The 656-nt window shown below is 63.3% G+C and carries 1 protein-coding gene; it reads left to right on the forward strand.

Translation table 11 applies throughout. The features are described from left to right. A partial coding sequence (locus tag EOA60_RS36005; protein ID WP_281060822.1) for a helix-turn-helix domain-containing protein occupies positions 1–390 on the forward strand: 390 nt, incomplete at its 5' end. Positions 391–656: the final 266 nt, after the last annotated feature.

Genomic DNA, 656 nt, shown 5'->3' on the forward strand with positions numbered 1-656 from the left:
GCCGCTGCCCGCTTTCATCGCCAGGTGCCCGCGGCGCCGGCCGCCGTCCAGCGCCATCTGCGCGAACACGACTGGCCGGGCAATGTCCGCGAGCTCGCCCATTTTGCCGAGCGCTTCGTGCTCGGACTGGAAGAGATCGGCAGCAGCCCCGCCGCTCAGCCGACAGATTTGGACGTCTCGATGCCCTTGCCGGAACGGCTGGAGCGCTACGAGGCCGAGATCATCCGCGAGACACTTGGCCGCAATGGCGGCGATGTCCGGCGTACGATCGAGGCGCTTGGCATTCCGCGCAAGACCTTCTACGACAAGCTGCAGCGGCACGGCATCGTGCGCAGCGATTTTTCCAGAGAGATCAAGCTTGTGGAACCCGATCGAAGCCCTCGGCGTTGAGGCTATCCAGGAAACCGTGGCACGTTGGCACCAGCCGGGTGGCGAACGCGTGATGGCGGCTGCGTTGCCGGTTGCACTTGGCTAGCGTTGATGGTTTGTTGCCGCTCAGCGGAGAACGAATGATGCGCGAATCCCTCGGTCAAGACGAATACGGCTCGGCCAGCCCCTTTGATCCGGACGATCTGCCGAATCTCAACGCCATGGGACCGGCGATGGGCAGCGGCAATGATTTCGAGAAATATGCCGTTGCCGTCATCATCGTGTTC

The organism is Mesorhizobium sp. M1A.F.Ca.IN.020.06.1.1 (assembly GCF_004023265.1).
Taxonomy (GTDB): Bacteria; Pseudomonadota; Alphaproteobacteria; order Rhizobiales; family Rhizobiaceae; genus Mesorhizobium.